Source organism: Bacteroides sp. 224 (assembly GCF_010500995.1).
Lineage (GTDB): Bacteria > Bacteroidota > Bacteroidia > Bacteroidales > Bacteroidaceae > Bacteroides.
On the sequence record NZ_QVMK01000002.1, the window covers coordinates 283,920 to 302,276 of the forward strand.

Below are 18,357 nucleotides of genomic sequence, written 5' to 3' on the forward strand. Positions count from 1 at the left end.
TTAATAAATGCAATTCTCATTAAATTATTATTTGTTTTCATTAGAATTAGTTTAATCATAAAACACAGGAATCAAATCCGAACTGGATGGCACACACTTCTTTATAGTTGGCCAACCATCAGCACTCCAATGCAAGCGATCCAGCATGCCTAAGCGACCTCCTACTGCATTGTTTTTCTTCACATAACTGTGATAAATCATCCAGTCAGTGCCTTCGTCGTCCCGGATAATTTCTGCATTGTGACCGGGACCGATCCATTTTTGCCCATCGCCCTCCAATACAAGTTCCCAGGCATTATTGAGCATGTCTTTTCCGGTTTTGTCTAAATAAGGGCCTAACAAATTTGTGGAACGACCTACCACTACTTTATAACTACTGTTTACACCTGCACAGCAACTGCCTATAGAGGCAAACAGATAGTAATAGCCATCCTTTTTATATATATTGGTACCCTCGAAAGCGTTTCCGCATACCTGCTTCTTCAAAACGGGTTTTCCATTGATGTCGCGTTTCACAGAAAGACCGTCGTCGGCCAGTTCTACCACAAAGATGCCTTTGAAGCTTCCGAAGAACATATATTTCTTTCCATCCTCCTCATAGTAGAACTGATCGATAGCATTCGAGCCAAATTCGGCATTACCTATCAATTCTATACTGGGCACGAAAGGCCCTAAAGGACTATCCGATGTTGCCACAGCCGTATAACTAACATCTGCTCCATTCATTTTAGCCCAAGAAAAATAGAGTACATATTTTCCATTGATATATTTAATTTCCGGAGCCCAAAACGATCCTCCACCTGGTAGAGTTGGTTTGGTGGCGTTAGTAAATGCTGTTCGTAAATACTCCCAATTCACCAAATCCTTTGAACGGTAAATAGGCATCCAGTATTTATCGGTATGAGTAGCATATAAGTAGAAGTAACCGTCATTAGCACGAATCACACAAGGATCGGGCACACTCTTATCAGTTATAATCGGATTGCTATAGGTTTTGCCTACCTGAAGATAGCATATTTCGTCGCGACAAACCACTCCTTCATTTGAACATTCGTCTAATTTTAAAGGCAACAGATAACTCACAACGGCTAATCCTTCACGCTTAATGGTTATTTCTCCGGTGCCTTGATTGTTGCCTGTTTGGAAAGAAGCGCCTTCACCTAAATCGTAATTATTTGCAGGCAAAAGTTGGCAAGAGGTTTTATAACTTTGATTGTAGGCAGCAACCAGTTCTTCGGCATTAGCCGGAACACTAAACTTGCAGGCAAAATTCCATGGATTTGTTATTGCTTTCCCGTTCTCCTTAAAGTCAAAAACGGTATTAATAGTAACAGGTACCTGATCTTTAGTCACACTTACCTCTGCAACGGAGGTTGCGAAATGAATGATAGGATAATCAAAAGAAATAGGCAAAAGAATATCTCCCTGTCTATCTCTGATTTTCAGTTTATCACAAGTAAGTTTCAATGCTATTACATACTCGGATCCATGTTTCTTAAATTCATTAAACACATTAGAGGGAGCGAATTTAATCTCCACATCTACCACAGTTTCTCCCTGCTTAAAAGCCAGTTCTTTAGAACTAAGGGAGTATAAAGATGATGGTAGAAGTGCATAAGATTTCTTCTCCTTATTATTATAAGCTACCAGATCATCCTCCGTCCATGAGTTTATTTGAGCCGTAAAGTCCGAATGAGTGCCATTTCCTATCACCTTTACTTGGAGAGGAACTACGTGACTATCTTCTCTGCTGGAGACTTCCACCACATTCAATCCACTGGGTTGAATCTGTAAATACAAGTTGGTTGCATTTCCGGTTCCACCGTTCGGATCATCATTGTCTGAACCACAAGACAGGATTAGGATTAGTCCTGCCATCAATAAGCACATTGTGCTATTCCTTTGAAGGTTTCTTTTAGTTAATTTGCTATTCACTATACATGATAGATTTAAGTAAGACTTAGTGTGTTTCAATACATAAAAGTGTTATCCTTCAAACCGTCTTTCACCGTATACTAATACTCTGTATTCTTTCTACCAAATGATATTTAAACCTGAAAAACTATATACCAGCCCAATTGGGTTAAACAAATGTAGGGGTTTTCATATATTAATAATGATAAAAATAGGTCAATAAATGGAAGATTAGTCCCAAACTCACTTCAACCTATAAAAACGCACAGGAGAGGGGCTGGAAAGCGCTTTTCTACACTTGTTTTGAACAATATTTTGCTTTTATTGAACAGTTTGTTTTGTTCTTAACAGAAGTAAAATCAGCATTTACCTGAACAATTCGTTTAATATTAAATAGTAGAAACCAAAACTGCATTGTGGAAGTGCTAAATTGCAGTAAAAACAGTTATTTGTGGGGGCATTTTTTAGGTCGGACCTAATGCCTCATTAAGTCCGACCTTTTGAAGCATTAGGTCTGACCCTATTTTAAACAAGTCACATTTTAGTTTAATTATTATACTCGTCAGTTATAATCTCCAAAATATCTTTGTGTACATCAAGACCACAGTATTGATTCATAAGAATTGAGTTGAAACTTTTTTATGAAGATACATATTGTTGGTCTTGTTTGCATAAAATAAGCTATTCTTTTATCAGACTCGCTTATAAATAGTAAATTTTTATCTAAGTTTGCTACAACCAACTTTTATACACACTATATGAAAACTAAACAACCTTTATTAATTCTTCTAATCATTCTTTTCCAGGCAACATCTGCCTTCGGAAAAGAAACGATTCCCCCTTCCTGTTTTAACAACAGTCATGATATTACCACTTTACAAGTATGGGGACCTTATTCCAAACGTTATGCGGGGATTTCTCACATACCGAACATACAAGCGGGTATGCGTTTTGACTTTTCGGTAATGCCGGGCTACTACCGCAATCGCCAACTTATACCACATGTGCTGTTTGAGTCTTCTTACTATCCATGGGATATCAATGCAGCCATGAATCGCATTACCTATCGCTATGAAATGGAATGGAAAGATCGTGTATTTACAGATGTCACCTATTATATATTAGACGAACATCGCACGTTGGTAGGCATGCGTTGCGTGAATAATACAACTGCCAACCAGAATCTGGTGCTTAACTTGATGGCTTATTTGGATTATGAATCCGAACAACCTCAATTCAAAATTTCCGAAGATACGGCACTACAATGGTACAAAGCTACTGATTATGTATCTAATGAAACTGTACGGAAATCGCCCCAATATAATTTGGTGTACGACGGATGGAAAAGAAACGAGATGAAAACGTCACAATCTCTCGGTGGTTTTGTGTTGGGCAAAGGATTCGGAAAAGATAAAGGCGACAAAGTGGTTTATGAGGTAAACATCCTTCCGGGAAAAGAAAAAGGAAGGATTGGATTCAGATACCATACCCCTAAAGGCAAGACAGCTACCTTTCAGGTGAAAGGAATGGTTGAGAGCAATCTGGAACTCAAAGGAACCGGCGAATATACGATAGCCTCTCTTCCTTATTCCTGCCCAAAGCCCGGGAAGTACACTTTAGAACTTTACTCCGAAGGTACACACAGCACCGATTTGGATGGTTTCTTTGTAGGTACGGAAGAAGAAATGGATCAACTCAAAATAGTGCCAAGAGGTTTATCCTTTACTCCTGAAATTAAACGAGGAAAAGCCAAACAGGATTTTATATTGAAATATCCGGGATGTGACAATTACTATGGCTTAGCCTGGAATTTTCCGGAATCTGAGATTCGAGAAGTACTGGATGATAATTTAGAATCCTTCTTCCGCAAAAAGACGCATGATCATGTTTCATCAAGATTAATCGGTAATAGAGCCTGGCATTATTCCAATGCTTTTTTACGTCCTATCGTATTGGCTCCTCATTCCGAACAAACAATCTATGCACTCATCTGCACCGGCACTTCCGAGCAGGTTAGTGAAGGAATTCGCGCGTTTCATGCCACACCAGATCATTTCATTTCACAAGCCGAGGGAGATTCTACTCAATCTGAAGAGAAGACATTAACAGAGGGAAAGAAATATGAATTTGGACATCAATTGCTACAATCGGCTTTGTTATCTAATATTGTTTATCCGGTTCATACACAAGGAGAGTACATCCGACACTTCACTCCCGGTAAAAACTGGAACAGTCTGTATACATGGGATTCGGGATTTATTGCTTTGGGACTCATAGACATCGACATTACCAAAGCTTTTGAATGCATCCGTGCCTATACCACTCCGGTAGGAAGCGAATCTGCATTTATTCATCACGGAACGCCACTGCCCATACAAATGTATGCATACTATGATTTATGGAATAACACACAATCGCGGGAAGCTTTGCAGTTCTTATACCCACGCCTCAAGCAATTCTTTGATTTTATGGTGGGGAATAGTCCTTATTCTACTACCCGCATGAAGGGTTCGGGACTGTTACGCACTTGGGATTACTTCTACAATTCCGGCGGTTGGGACGATTATCCCCCTCAACACGCCTTGCGAGATAAAGCCTCTACCACCCCGGTAGTTAGTTCGGCCTATTATATCCGGGCAGCGAAGATATTACGTTTAGCAGCTAAAGAGTTGGGGATCAAAAAAGATATAAAAGAGTATGATGCAATCATCCAACAGCTATCAGATGCTTTACAGGCTCATTCGTGGGATGAAGAAAGTGGCTACTTCGGCTATGTATTGCATGATGCAGACGGAGAAGCAAAAGGAATCTATCGGCACAAAGATGGTTCTAACTTCAATAAAGGGTTAGACGGAGTAAGCCCACTCATTGCCAACATATCTTCCAAAGAACAGACAAACAGAATGATCAATCACATTTTCTCTCCGCAGGAGATGTGGACTCCCGTAGGCATTTCAACTGTTGATCAGTCTGCTTCGTACTTCCGTCCGGATGGGTATTGGAATGGAGCAGTCTGGTTTCCTCATCAATGGATGGTGTGGAAAGCATTGCTGGATCTTGGAGAAGGGGAAAAAGCATATCATGTAGCTAATACTGCTTTAAATACATGGGAGAAAGAATGTCGGGAGAGTTATTATACCTTCGAACATTTTATTATCTCTTCTCAACGGGGAGCGGGATGGCATCAATTCTCCGGATTATCGTCTCCGATACTGAATTGGTTTGCTACTTATTATCGGATAGGGAAGGTATCAACAGGTTTTGAGGTATGGATCTCGGATGATCATTTCAATGAGGACTACACAGAGTATCAGGCGAAATTGTCTTTTGATGATTCAACAATGCCTCATGAACGTTGTGTGATTGTGTGTATGAACCCGGAGAAAACATACCAAGTTCTATTTAATGGGAAAGAGGTGAAAAGTAGATCTTATTATCCGGGGCTGTTGGAGATTACATTACCTGAAACGAATAAGGCAGGAAGGCTTCTAATAACATCTATTTGACAGTATTTTAAAGATCGTTTCCGGTTTGCTGCAAAGTGCGACTTGGGTTTGCCGCAAACTTCAACCTGTCTTTGCTGCAAAGTACTACCTATACTTTGCAGCAAACCCAAGTCGCACTTTGCAGCAAAAACAAGTTGAAGTTTGCAGCAAAGGGATAAATGAGCTTTATTTTGATTGTTCTTCCATGTCCAACAACGCATACGCACACCACAATATCGGTGCCTGTCCATGATAATCGCCAGCTATGCGAGGGCGATCCATATAATATTGTTTGCTGTTCTTTTTGCCCGTTCCGATACAAACTTCGGTAAGATCGTTTTTATCGTTTATATAGTTGCACAAGTTGAGCCAAGCTCTACGAGCAACCGGGGCAAACTCATCTTTATTTAACCATCCATGCTTAACACCTACCATCATGGCATACGCAAACATCGCTGATCCGGATGTTTCTGTCCAGAAATCAGGTTCGTCTATTAATTGATTCCAAAGTCCATCCTGGTTTACATATTTTTTCAGGTTGTTCATCATCAAGAGGTAGCCTTTCATGATGCGTGCACGGTTTTTGTCGGTTGCTGGTAAGCTGGCTAAAAGGTCTGTCATGCCTACTGCCATCCAGCCGTCTCCGCGTCCCCAGTAATAAGGTACGTCCGGGGCATGATAGAAAAGGCCATTATCGTGTTGTAGTTCGTCCAGATATAAGACCATTTCTTTGGCGGCTCGGTTGATATATTTAGGATCTCCGGTTACTTTATAAGCTTCTGATTGCACAATGGTAATCATATACATATCGTCAATCCAAAGACGGGTTTGCCAAGAGTAGCCTTTTTTATGCCATTTCTTTTCTTCATCGTTAGCATTGTCGGGCAATGTCCATTGAGTATCGGCGTATGGCAAGCCCAATTCTTTATAGCGTTCGTCTTTGGTGATGCTATAAAATCTCAAGGGCAAGCAGCCAAACATATTTTGATCTACATGAATAGGAGGAGGAAGAAGGTCTTTCTCTAAATGAAACAGTAGTTCAAAACGGTTTCTCAATTGCTTGATTAGCTCTTTATTGTTTGTCAACTCTGCAAAGCGAAGTGCTCCATACCAGGTGCAGACTTCGGCGTAATGTATCCCTTTATCAAAATATAATTGATGTTTGGTTTCCAACAAACGTTTGCTTAACCTATTTCCTACAGTCTTAGGGTCGGCTTTTACCGGAAAGTCTTTGAAATAGTTTTGGGCGGTGAGCCCACTCGTCGCTAAGCATAAAGCTACGACTAATGAACAAATAGTAAGATTCTTCTTTTTCATATTCAAATTATTAAAAATGGATAGATTGGTTTATATATTTACAATACATCTTCTTGGCTACTTCCACAGGGTCTGCGTGCACTTCAAAAGTATAGGTATTATACGTATTCACCCAAGTCTTTTCTGCTTGGAATGAATCCGGAGCATCGACTGCTATTCCGTTTAACTGCTCATTTAAGTCGGCAATATAATGCGACCAGCGAGGCAGATAATAGTCTTTCAACATCCCACCCCATTCTTTATGTGCATAATCGCGTACAGGAGTGCGGCCTTCCGTCCATGTCCCAATTAGCATTCGGGCATTGTGTTCGTATAAGTTCTGCAAGTCCGGACGCTTGGATTTTGCACGAGCCATGTCCAGCCAACGCGCCACAAAAAAGCGTTCATGGGTAGATAATAGTTCATCCTGATCGCGAATCAGTTGCAAGAACCGTTCGGACCAATATTCAAACTGCTTTTTATCCTTTCCGTTAAAAGCATCTACCAAATGGTAGTATGCCTCTCTGCCTAAGTCGGTTAAATATTGACGTACAAAATCTACGGCATCATATTGATAAGTCTTTTTGTCCTTTAGTTGATCTGCACTCTTTAAAAACAGTCCCACTCCCTGAGCATATAGTTTAGGGTCGTAGAATATTCGGCACTGACTCCAGGCAGAAGCAGTTATTTTATCTCTCTTCAAGCTGGGAGGTGCACAAAACACAGACTCTGAGGGGCGACGGTGACCGGGATATGTTCCATACGCTGTACGATGAAAGATGCTCCAGGCTTCTTGCAGGTTTTCATCTTCTGCACCATAACGACGTACTGAGTATTCTCTTAACCACTTATCTACATCAAGATGTTCAGAACGCCAACGCATTTCATTCACCAAGTCGAACACTACCGGATTCAGTTCAATCCCTTCCGGAGTGGACCCGGTACCTTTCATGCTTAAAGAAGCCTTTGGGTCTTTCTGACCATCTACGGGACCAAGCGCGATTGCGTCTAAGCGTCCGTGCAGCCCTATATTTCCACCATAATTAGAGATGTGCGACCACAGCCAGGGGAAGCCTTCAAAGCCTTCTCGCTTGCGCCAATTATCCCAGAACTCGGCTGCCAGATCTACAATCAGGGTATTATCTTTGTCAAGCCCTGCCAACAATTCCTTTTTGGGATTCCCCAACCAAGATTGGATGACCCAAATTGATTGCGGATTATACTGCTTCATGGCTTTCTGCACCTGTGTGGCGGCTTCCGCAACATTGATTCCTCCGGTCTTTCCACCTTCATGGAAGAGATCGCCTCCAAAGAAATCGGCTTTACCAAAAAGCTTTTCATATTCGGCATACCACACTTTGGCCATGCGCTCAAACAACGGATCGGAAGGGTCTAATACCGGTGGACGTTGAAGGGCATTCCATTGTCCTTGTTCCACCAAGCGTGCTTCCGGATATTTCTTATTCAACGAGGAGGGAACCATACCAAAAAAACCTTGAAAGACAGGCTTCATGCCATACTCGCGCATACGGGTAAGGATTTTCTTTTGCAATGCAGTCTGCTCGGCAAACCATTCATCGGGTAAGGGACCGCCAATGTTCTCCAGATTCCCCATCAACAACCAGCCGAAATAGGCTGGTCCGCATAAGAATTCTTTTACTTCGGGTAAGGTATATCCGAACTTCAATAATGTATTTCGCCAAACTACCTCTGCTCCCACCATAGCCAAAGGCATATTGATGCCGTTCAAAGCCATTAAATCTATTTCACGCTCCCAACGTTTCCAGTCCCAGAAGGCAGTGGTGTAGCTAAACGTGCAATAGTTCATATAGAGGTTGTCGGTAAGTGTAGTTGAATGGCGTTCTTTCACAGCCGGTAACTCTGTTGGCAATTCAGGCAATTGGTCTTCGCAATAAGAAAGATTGGCATGGCAATAGTATTTCAGATACCAGTTAATTCCGAAAGCCGCACTTACATAATTGTTGGCACGAACGGTTACTTTCTTCCCTCCACCGGATAATTCAAAATAATCTTCCTGATTGGAAGCAGATTGAATCTCTACATTGAATCGTTTGGAAAGTCCTTTCTGGATGCGTTCCAGGGTGCCTTTGATGGGGTTCGCCTCTATGGCTGTGTGCAAAAGTAAGAAGAGTAAGAGTAAAAAGTATTTCTTCATATTTTATCTATAAGTATGTTTTATTCCATCCAATCCGGCTTTGGAAATGCTCGCATCATTCCACTATATCTTATATAAGATTCAAACACTTCCTTATCAGGGCCTACCACGCGAGGGTCTTCCGAGCGTTTCAACTCGTTGAATAAAACTTCCTTCAATTCTTTCTCAATGGAAGCATACGCCGCTTTACCTGCCAGATTTTCCATGCAGAAGGGGTCGTTTTCCAGATGATAGATTTCAAATTCGGGACGTTTGTCAAATGCCAATTCAAAATAAGGATGGATGGCAGGGTCGTTATAGTGCTCAATTAAGAAAGCCTTAGATGGTCCGTCATCCGAATCTGAAAAGGCCCAATCTCTGTGATAGGTTCCGTCTTCCTGTACACCATACATGGGGTATAGTTCGCCAGTTTCCTTGTTCATTGTTTGCGGAGCTCCGGCAGGCCAACGCTCAGGCTTTGCATTCCAGACTAACAGATAATCCTGACTGCGAACAGCGCGTTGCGGATATCCCAGATTTTGCCATCGGGAAGATGAATGTCGTTCACGGCCCATGTATGCATATCTTTTAATATCGTCTACTACTCCTGCCTTTTTCGATTTGAGTATATTCACGAAACTTCGCCCGGTGATAGGGAGCATTCCGTCGGGTTCAACCCCTGCCATCTCGAGAAGAGTTGGGGCAATGTCTGCGAAACCAATAGGATCACTCACCCGACGTTTGCCGGGAAATCCTTTCGGGTAGCTGATGGCCATTGGAACGTGTACGCCATATTCAAAGCAATTGGCTTTTGCCCGAGGGAAAGGCATCCCATTATCTGCCGTCACCATAACGATGGTATTATCAAGTTCGCCTATGGAATCCAAGTAATTCAGCATCTCGCATAAATGCGAATCAGCCCATTCTATCTCTACTGCATAGTCGAGCATATCTCCTTTCACCTCTTCGGAAGGAGGCAAAAAGTCGGGAACATCTACCAGATCGAGGTTCTTTCCATTACGTTTCCACGAACCTTTTTCGTACGCACGATGGGGTTCGGTAGATCCGTACCAGAAATAAAAAGGCTGTCCCTCTTCCCGTTGTTGCAAAAAGGAACGGAAGTTCTCATAATAGTTGATTGATTCTATTCCTCCGGCCGTACGTGGATCGGAAGGATCGTCTTTTTTATAGCGATGTTTGTTGTAGGGTTTTCCGGCTGCATTCCCTTTTCTCCATAAGGAATCATTGTCATTCCGTGCATATTGGAAAGGGGCTACTCCCTTGCCTGTAAATCCGATGTGATAGCCATTTGATGCTAAAAGGTCGACAAAGGGAACATATTCTTTCATCCAAGAAGATGCATGCTGTCCGGCTTGCTTATTTTGCCAGTGATGTCGACCCGTTACCAACGCACTTCGAGAAGGGGCACTTCCGGGAGAACCGCCATAACAATTCTCAAAATAGATTCCGTTAGAGGCTACTCTATCGAATCCGGGCGTTTTGACAAACCGACATCCGGCAAAGCTGGTATGGGCATAGCTTTGATCATCGTTTATCACAAATAAGATATTCGGGCGTTTGAGTGGTTCTTCCTTTACTCTACATCCGGAGAATGCTCCTGAGCTTAATGATAGAAGAACTGCGCTGGTTACATATTTCATAGAATAGTTATTTTAGTTATACAGTGTTTTATAGCCCGATTATAGGTATCCACTTTGCCGTACTCGTTGAAGAAGTACTGCTAATAGCCTCTTCCCCACCCTGACTATCAGAGATTGAGAAATTAACCATTACTTTTCCCGATTCTATTCGTAGCTTGGAACGTGGGATGGAAATCTCTGTAACATATCCATATTGATCACTCTTATTGGAATTTGATGCATCACATAAAACGGTAACTGCAGATACTCCCAAATTGGCTTTACCCCATGTACTTCCGTAAACTTCCGTACTTTTCAATCCGGTCCTTGATACATTGATCCGGTAGGCTGCATTTGTTAGTTTATCATTCTCTGTTACAGGACTTATATAAATTGTTGCATAATCATTTTCGTTTGCAATTCTATCCAATACTTCGACCAGAAAATAGACGCTATCCTTATCACACGAACAACGGAGAGTACCCTGCGCCTGCGACTTACTACCTACAAAGAGCGCATGATCCGTAGTTGCCCATTCCGAATTGTCACCATCTACTTTCACATCTCGCTGTGTAGCATCTATCTGATGATTAAGAATGAATTGCGCCATCATTATACTTTTGTTGTCTGTATTAGGCATAGTACCTACTATTTGATGAGAACCTATCAGCCCCAATGATCCCCAAAAACCTTTACCGGAAAATGGTGCATAGACTTCTTTAAAGTTGCGGGCAGTAGCATCACCCATTTTCATATAAAAGGTAGAAGATTTATTGTACGACAGAACAGTCTCGCCCGATGGGAACTGAACTAAATAGGGCGCACTACCTTCGAAAGAGCGGTTCTTACTGTCTTCCGGACCTTCCTGATCGGCATTCAGATGTTCCCACTCACCATCTTCGCCCGAATAGGCAAGTGATATATAATAGGTACCCAGATAGTTAGTCTCTACCGCCGCAGCCAACTCATTATTACCATTTAGTTTGATTACAGATGGCATTTGATGATTGAAGTAGGTTTTTCCATTCTGTGTCCATTTCATGCGCAACACATAATAGGGAATATTCCCGAAGGAAGGAGTCCATGTCTGCCCACCATCTTTAGATACTACCATGGCGGTACCTGTATCTTTTCCTTCAATGCCGGTGCGACTGCTATCGGTGAAATAGCAATGTATTTCTCCCGAAGGTAATTGTAGTAAATAGGGCTCCCAGTTCACCCCCTGATAGATTTGAATAGGATCGCCCCAAGTGAGGCCATTATCTTTACTTCGCCTTAGTTCGAGGCCGGCATCTTTCGGCAATTCCCGATATCCACTATTTGCCCGATAGGATACAACAGCCAGTACATCGCCGTTAGCAAGTACTACCCCGTCGCAGGTGGAATAACGCCGTTCATTCTTATCTCCTTTACTATCAGTAATACTATAATTGCTAAATAGTTTGCCTTTACTGCTCCACGTCTGCAAATCCCAGCTAATGGCATAGTAACAACTTGCTCCAATCTGGTTATTATGGTAGAACATGATGTAACTACCATTCAGCATCTTTTTGATTCGCGGATAGTGAGGAGTGCTAACACCCAATGCGCTTTCTCCCGGTTGGACATACGTTCTGTAATTCATCATTAATGAAGAACGGGAAACTACATCTACATGCGAATTAACAGTGAAAGTTCCCTGATTCAGATAGCCGATAGGGGTAATATGGGAGATAATGGGCTTCGGTTTTTCTTCCTTTTCCTCTTCTTCCTCTTTTCCGGGAATTTCATTCTTGTTTCCTCCATCGCCTATGTCATTGTCGTCGCTACCTCCGCAAGCGATAAACAGGCAGGAGATAAGGGTTAATAAGGTAATGGCTTTGAGTAGTTGTTTCATGGTATAGTTATTTAAGATATAGTTTATGATACATCTCTTACAATCACAATCTCGTCGTCTGCGGCCCCAAATACGAACGCTTCATTCCTCCGAAGTCCAAAACAATCTTTTGCAACACCGTCCCGGCATCTCCACAGATAATCTTCACCGTATGTTTGCCCGGCTTATCAATATGCAAAGTTGTTTTATTGATTCTACAATTCTTCAATACGCTTTCGTACCAGATTTGTGCATATTCAAAAGAAGAAGTAGACGGATTCATAACAGGACCTTCGTCAATGCATACCCCGTATTTTGTTTCTACGTTGGTGGCTTCGTGGCCTGCGTAGCCGCGATCTTTGCTTAATATAAAGGTGGGAAGCACGTAGGTGTATACATCTACAGAACCCTGTTCGAAAGTATAGAAGTCATACTCCAGGCGTGGGGTGCTACGTCCGGCGGTTCGTTGGGGTTTGGCGATGGGATTTCCTAACTGAATGGCTGTATTCTCTATGCCCAGGTTAGGAATGGTTATCATTTTTATATCGTCATTCTCTACCTTTCGGTGGAAACCGGCGGCATTTATCGAAACATATCCGTTATGTTCTACAAACAGGGTATCCATTTCAGCTAAAGAGGGGAAGGAAGGGTTGAACACGGAAATATAAACTTGCTCTTTCTCGCCCCGGTCAGATGTAACTTCGAGGGTACCGAATACCCTTTCACCGATAGGAACTTTTGCCCAGTCGATGGATACTTCTACGCGTTCTTCGGTAGCAGTTGATCCGGTTTTTTTGCTTAACAGAATCCAAGGATCGGAAACAGTTGTATTCCATTTCAATGGAGCACCGCCTTTATTGAAGACATCTACATAGTAAGATTGACGGAAATAGGTATTGAAAGCGGGCAATGCGTGGAAACTCTTTTGTCCTTTTAGTACATCTTCTCCCTCTGCCAATACGCCTAAAGAGGCAGTAGACTGTAAATCGGCTTTCCTCAATACCGGAAGTTTGAAGTAAGAAGCGGCAAATCCTTGTTTCATGGTCATTATATGATCCCACTTTCCACCGAGTAGGGAGTTATATCCTTTTGTAATGACATCCAGACTGTCGTAGCAGGCTTTCGTCATTTTCTCTAATTGCTCGGTCGCTGCTCTTTGTTGGATAGCATACCAACGGTTTCGCTGCCCGGTCAGGATCATACGGTTTAGCAATTCGCATCCTTTAACCGGATAATACATAGACTGATAATAGCAGGCTTTCTTTTCTTCGGGCAGCGCATGTAGAATCTTCTCTGCGATACTTCCTATCCGACGGTATTCGTCCAAACGAGTATCAACTTCGCGGTAATTGGTCAGTGAGAAATCGGTATCGGTATTTCGTTCGTTTCCATGCTTGTCTGTAGCCCACTGATAGCCCCATCCCATAAATTCGGGCTTACGAGGAAAGGCGAGTTTGTAGAAAGCATTAGTCATATCCCGAAATTCATTTTGATATTCATCGCCCAACATGCCGCACAACCATTCGGTACGATAGTCGGCGGCTCTTTCATAATTGAAGGAGTCGATATCAAAGGCCATGGTTAAGAAGAAATCGGCCACAAATTCACAAGATTTAATATCACCGGCATTCAACAACCAAATGCGGTCGGCAGTCATATCGTATGCTTTCCGCAGTTCTTCGTACATAAGGGTGGGCGAAGTAGTATTCATCCAAAGGTAATCGTGGGGTTTGCCCAGATAAGAAGAATGGTAATAAACGCCGGAACGACCGGAACGTTTTTGCTCTTTCGGACTGCTCAGACGTTTCATATATCCGTAATTATCGTCGGGCCAGATGATGGTTACATCATCGGGGAGTTCCAGTCCTTGATCGTATACGTCCAGTACTTCTTTGTAGGGAGTAAAGGCTTGGGGAATATCTTCGGCACGTTTACCTGTGACATCTACCAGCATTTGCCGTTGTGCCATCAGTGCATCCTGAAGCATTTGTTTTCTGTCGGCCATGTTATTGCTGGCGTTCATGGCACGGTCGTGCAATCCGCGCAGGGCAAGGGTGTACACATTTTCGTAAGGGGCAGCCTCTACAACACGAGATTTCAACACTTTATTTACACCGTCCTTATTGCCAACATAATCCCATTCGCCCATTTTATCGCGTTTCCACTCACTGGCGGTATTAAAGAGTAATGGCTCGCAGTGAGAAGAACCCATAACGATGGCAAAGCTGTCTGCCACCAAACGATTTTCGGGAATACGGTGAAAGGCCATAGAGGCATCGTGCATGGCAGGGCAAAGATAGTTGGCTTGCAAGCGAAGCAGCAATTCGCAAACCTTTCCATAAGTTTTGGGACCGAAGTTGCCGCGTTCTTTCTCAAAGTTATTTTTAGACCAGCGGTAAAGTCCCCAGTCTTCATCATTAATAAATACTCCTCTGAACTTAACTGTGGGTTCTTTGGAGATAAACTTATCTACTTTTACGCTTAGTTGTTTCTGCTGTTTAACCGGAGCATCGGCCCACCAATACCAGGGGGATACGCCGATAGCTTTGGATATGGAAAGAAGTCCGTAAGCTGTACCGCGCCTGTCGCTTCCGGCAACAACGATCGCTTTCTTAATACCGGGAACAGGGTTGTTGACTATCTCCACCATATACCGTTCCCAACTTCCGGAGATAGCTGTGGTATCTATTTTATTCTTTGCAGCCAGGGCATCTATCCATTTGCTTTCTCCAATGGTTCCAACAATTATGGCATGGCGGGCTGATACTTTTCCGGGAGTTGTTGCTTCTTTCTTCAACTCTTGTCCGGTTACAAGATGCACATCCTCTACAAACAAAGATGTACTTTTATGGATTACACTGGCATCCTTTTCATCATAACAAATGATGGCATTCCCGGATGAAGAGACAATAGGGAAACTATTTTTCCCGGTTCCTTTATGGAGTGATACTTGTGCTTCTACCGAAAGCAAACTACAACAAAAGAGCCCAGCGAGAATCATTCTATTTTTCATAATAACCTTTTAGATATACAATTAATGCTGCAAATAAAGGTAAAAATGAAAAGATAGAATAAAAGAAATAGACCTATAAATAGCAAAATATGTTCAAATGGAGGGTAAAGTCTTTATTTGCTACTTTGAGATAGCTTACTTGCCAGTATGAAACACTTTATTTGCTACTGGCAAACTACTTGTTTCCTACTGGCAAGTTATGCTGATGCTATAAGCAATATAGTTTTATTTAAGCTCTTTAATCTTCACATTCTTAAACCATACTTCATCACCGTGGTCTTGAAGAAGAATATTGCCTTCCTCGGTATTACCGAAGTTTGGCCAGTTTTTATACTTGCTGTATGCCACCAATGCGTTAAACATATCGGTGTTGCGTGTGTACTCAATCAGCTTCACGCCGTTCAACCAATGTTCTACATGATTGCCTCTTACGATAACTGTAGCTGTATTAAAGTCTTTCTTGTTGAAAGGTTTATCTTTAGGCGCAGGAATCAGGTCGTACAATGAACCTAACTGTCTGTTTCCTTTTACACCTAACTTTGCATCGGGGTGCTTATCATCATCCAGAATCTGGAACTCGCAACCAATGGCAGAGCCTTCGCCTTTGTTCAAACCGGGATTAACGAAGTATTTAATACCGCTGTTGGCACCTTCGGTGATTTTGAAATCTACTTTCAGGATAAAGTTCTTGTATTTACGGGTAGTTACAATGTCGCCTCCGTTAGCCGATTCAGCTCCACCGCTTTTGATAACTTTCAGGATACCGTTTTCCATCTTCCAGCCTTTTTCGGGGAAAGTTGAAAGTTTGGCTCCTTTCCAGCCGTTGGTTGTTTTGCCATCCCACAATAAAGCCCAACCTTCTTTTACTTCATTCGGAGAAAGGGTGTTAGGGATTACATTCACCTCAGGGGCAGCCTGTGCATCCGGTGTGCGGTAATTGCCTACATTTGTTGTACAAATGCGAATGTCTTTCCAGCTTACAGTTTTTCCTTCGTCGGAAGCATTGCCAATGGCGTGCACCTGCAAAGCAATGAATCCGGAAAGGGTCATATCATCCCAGACGTTGGCACAAGGTACACCGTTAATCCAGGTACGAATGGAGCTACCAATAGCTTCGATACGAGCTTTATTCCATGCGTTATTCTTGAAAGCTGTTTTTGCTGATGGGTTTAGTGTCAAAGGATAAAGCCAGTTTCTGCGCGCCTCATCATAAATACCACCCGACCAAGCACGTTTGGAAGGATCAATCTCAAACTGATAGCCGTGTACACGACCTTTCTGATAGTCTTTCTTGCTTTCGCTACGGAATTGTACACCAGAGTTTAAGCCGTCGTCTATCTTGAAATCAAACTCAAGGATGAAATCTCCATAGTTTTTAGTAGTAGCGAGGAAAGTGTTAGGAGTTCCCATTTTAGATGTACCTACAATGGCACCATCTACCACTTTATACTCGGCTGTGCCATTCAGTTTCTTCCATCCTTTCAGGTTCTTGCCATTAAAAAGGGGTTCCCAGTTTTGTGCAGACAAGGATGCAACACAGAATAAGAGTAAAGTTAATACGATATTTTTCTTCATGGTTTATTTATTATAGTTTATAATATTGATCCCATCCCTTACGTGGTGGAAGCCCGGCTAACATCGCATTAGCAAATTCGTTGTTCGTAATCTGCTTGGTGCGGCTGTCAAAGAACAACTGCGTATTGAGTCGCTGTGCCATTACTCCCAATGAGAATACTTGACTTAATACGCCATTGATTTCGAATGGTGAACGTGTTTTCTCAACACCATTACATGCCAACAGGAAGTTCTCAAAGTGGTTAGATGGGCTCTTCGGCACTTCCGGCAATTTCATTGATTTAGCCTTTTCCTCGGGAATGATAGACAAGGTGCTTCCATGACTACCTCCTTTAAAGGTTAAGTCTTTGGAGTAGATTATCTTTCCGGGGTTTAGTTTGGCAGCAGGTGTATTTCCCTGATTGGTAGTAGGAATGTTTGGATCCAATCCGGAAACGCCATAGCCTTCGGGGATAGGAGGAAGATTATCCAAACCATCATACCAGGTGATATCTACCGGCGGCATTCCTTTGCGTTGTGCAAAACGGAAAAGAATGGTAGAAGAGTAAGGGAAGAAATAATCGTTGTGCCCTTTCTCGTACTGCATATTAATCTCGTAAGGTAAGCCCAGTTCAAGGAATTCGTGAGCTGTATCAAGGATATGTGCTCCCCAGTCTCCTAAGGCACCCATCCCAAAGTCGTACCAACAGCGCCATTCGCCTTGGTCATATTTCTTATTATAGTCATGAAAGGGAACTACTCCAAGCCAGGTATCCCAATCCATATCTTTCGGGAGTTGCTGACTTTCAGGGAGTTTGTAGATATTGGTATCCCATTTGTGCCAACGGCGGGGGTTATTCATGTGGGCAGTGATAGCAGTTACATCTTTAATGATTCCTGCATCCATCCAGGTTTTAAATTGGAAGTAGTTTGCTTCGGAATGTCCTTGGTTTCCTACCTGAGTAGCCAGGTTGGGACGTTTCAGGGCGGCTTGCATCAATAGTTCCGCTTCGTAGAAGGTACGCGCAAGTGGTTTTTCTACATAGACGTGTTTGCCGGATGCCAATGCCAACATACTGATGGGAAAGTGTGAATGGTCGGGGGTAGCAATGGCTACCGCGTCAAATTCATTGCCGGCTTTATCAAACATCTGACGGAAGTCTCTGAATTGCTTCGCTTTCGGATATTTGGATATAACCTTTTGAGTATGTTTGGCTCCCATATCCACATCGCATAAAGCTACTACTTCTACCATATTGGTTCTTTCAAAGTCTCCAATGATTTGTTCGCCACGGTTTCCGATACCGATATAGGCGATCTTGACTTTGTCTCCTTTTCCTTTTTTAGAAGAAAGAGTTTGAGCATTCAGCAAATCGCCGGCTCCTACTGCCAATCCGGCGGAAGCCAGAGACATGGTTCTTAGAAAATCTCTTCTTGTTACCATA

The 18,357-nt window shown here is 42.6% G+C and carries 9 protein-coding genes; 1 reads left to right on the plus strand and 8 read right to left on the minus strand.

Annotation, left to right across the window (positions count from 1 at the left end; translation table 11 throughout):
- Nucleotides 1-51: 51 nt before the first annotated feature.
- Nucleotides 52-1,878 (minus strand): family 43 glycosylhydrolase, encoded by a 1,827-nt coding sequence (locus D0T60_RS02535; protein ID WP_239059481.1) that lies wholly within the window; start codon nt 1,876-1,878, stop codon nt 52-54.
- A gap of 794 nt (nt 1,879-2,672) precedes the next feature.
- On the opposite strand from D0T60_RS02535, the gene D0T60_RS02540 reads away from it, so the two are divergent.
- Nucleotides 2,673-5,420 (plus strand): MGH1-like glycoside hydrolase domain-containing protein, encoded by a 2,748-nt coding sequence (locus tag D0T60_RS02540; RefSeq protein WP_163216570.1) that lies wholly within the window; start codon nt 2,673-2,675, stop codon nt 5,418-5,420.
- Nucleotides 5,421-5,585: 165 nt separating this feature from the next.
- Here D0T60_RS02540 and D0T60_RS02545 read toward each other — a convergent pair whose 3' ends face one another.
- The 7 genes from D0T60_RS02545 to D0T60_RS02575 form a co-directional block, all read right to left on the minus strand.
- The gene (locus D0T60_RS02545; protein WP_163216571.1) at nt 5,586-6,716 is read right to left on the minus strand and encodes a glycoside hydrolase family 105 protein; all 1,131 of its coding nucleotides are present in this window, start codon (nt 6,714-6,716) and stop codon (nt 5,586-5,588) included.
- Between the two features lie 10 nt (nt 6,717-6,726).
- Nucleotides 6,727-8,871 (minus strand): alpha-N-acetylglucosaminidase, encoded by a 2,145-nt coding sequence (locus tag D0T60_RS02550; protein ID WP_163216572.1) that lies wholly within the window; start codon nt 8,869-8,871, stop codon nt 6,727-6,729.
- A 20-nt stretch (nt 8,872-8,891) separates the two neighbouring features.
- A complete protein-coding gene (locus D0T60_RS02555; protein ID WP_163216573.1) occupies nt 8,892-10,511 on the minus strand; it encodes a sulfatase in 1,620 nt (539 codons plus the stop codon).
- A gap of 28 nt (nt 10,512-10,539) precedes the next feature.
- The gene (locus D0T60_RS02560; RefSeq protein WP_163216574.1) at nt 10,540-12,366 is read right to left on the minus strand and encodes a hypothetical protein; all 1,827 of its coding nucleotides are present in this window, start codon (nt 12,364-12,366) and stop codon (nt 10,540-10,542) included.
- Between the two features lie 43 nt (nt 12,367-12,409).
- Nucleotides 12,410-15,358 carry a glycosyl hydrolase 115 family protein gene (locus D0T60_RS02565; protein ID WP_163216575.1) on the minus strand — a complete coding sequence of 983 codons (2,949 nt, stop codon included), beginning with the start codon at nt 15,356-15,358 and terminating at the stop codon, nt 12,410-12,412.
- Between the two features lie 225 nt (nt 15,359-15,583).
- Nucleotides 15,584-16,933, minus strand: a complete 1,350-nt coding sequence (locus tag D0T60_RS02570; protein ID WP_163216576.1) for a DUF1080 domain-containing protein — start codon at nt 16,931-16,933, stop codon at nt 15,584-15,586.
- 10 nt (nt 16,934-16,943) lie between these two features.
- Complete coding sequence (locus D0T60_RS02575; protein ID WP_163216577.1) at nt 16,944-18,356, minus strand: Gfo/Idh/MocA family oxidoreductase; 1,413 nt, start codon at nt 18,354-18,356, stop codon at nt 16,944-16,946.
- Between the last annotated feature and the right edge of the window lies 1 nt (nt 18,357).

Bases quoted from the DNA above. Each gene is read 5' to 3' on its own strand.
- D0T60_RS02535 (WP_239059481.1), bottom strand. From the start codon at position 1,878: ATGGCAGGACTAATCCTAATCCTGTCTTGTGGTTCAGACAATGATGAT.
- D0T60_RS02540 (WP_163216570.1), top strand. From the start codon at position 2,673: ATGAAAACTAAACAACCTTTATTAATTCTTCTAATCATTCTTTTCCAG.
- D0T60_RS02545 (WP_163216571.1), bottom strand. From the start codon at position 6,716: ATGAAAAAGAAGAATCTTACTATTTGTTCATTAGTCGTAGCTTTATGC.
- D0T60_RS02550 (WP_163216572.1), bottom strand. From the start codon at position 8,871: ATGAAGAAATACTTTTTACTCTTACTCTTCTTACTTTTGCACACAGCC.
- D0T60_RS02555 (WP_163216573.1), bottom strand. From the start codon at position 10,511: ATGAAATATGTAACCAGCGCAGTTCTTCTATCATTAAGCTCAGGAGCA.
- D0T60_RS02560 (WP_163216574.1), bottom strand. From the start codon at position 12,366: ATGAAACAACTACTCAAAGCCATTACCTTATTAACCCTTATCTCCTGC.
- D0T60_RS02565 (WP_163216575.1), bottom strand. From the start codon at position 15,358: ATGAAAAATAGAATGATTCTCGCTGGGCTCTTTTGTTGTAGTTTGCTT.
- D0T60_RS02570 (WP_163216576.1), bottom strand. From the start codon at position 16,933: ATGAAGAAAAATATCGTATTAACTTTACTCTTATTCTGTGTTGCATCC.
- D0T60_RS02575 (WP_163216577.1), bottom strand. From the start codon at position 18,356: ATGGTAACAAGAAGAGATTTTCTAAGAACCATGTCTCTGGCTTCCGCC.